The organism is Citrobacter sp. TBCS-14 (genome assembly GCF_005280805.1).
In the GTDB taxonomy this organism is placed as follows: Bacteria; Pseudomonadota; Gammaproteobacteria; order Enterobacterales; family Enterobacteriaceae; genus Citrobacter; species Citrobacter gillenii.
This window is the reverse complement of sequence record NZ_SZWM01000515.1, coordinates 1-242: the sequence shown is the minus strand read 5'-3', so window position 1 is coordinate 242 and position 242 is coordinate 1. Positions and strand designations below refer to the sequence as shown.

The 242-nt window shown below is 56.6% G+C and carries 1 protein-coding gene; it reads left to right on the top strand.

What is annotated here, in order from left to right:
* On the top strand, window positions 1-242 hold a 242-nt coding region (locus tag FDX22_RS19630), incomplete at both ends, for a beta-L-arabinofuranosidase domain-containing protein (protein WP_146717658.1).

The window sequence follows — 242 nt, the reverse complement described above, 5'->3', positions numbered from 1 at the left end:
GTCAGAAACCCGATGCGGAACTTGAGAAAACGGCCGATGACGTCATTGAACTGGTGGCGGCCGCCCAGTGTGAAGACGGCTATCTCAATACGTACTTCACGGTGAAAGCCCCGGATGAACGCTGGACCAACCTCGCCGAGTGTCATGAGTTGTACTGTGCAGGTCATTTGATCGAAGCAGGCGTCGCGTTCTTTCAGGCGACGGGGAAACGCCGTCTGTTAGAGGTAGTGTGTCGCCTGGCG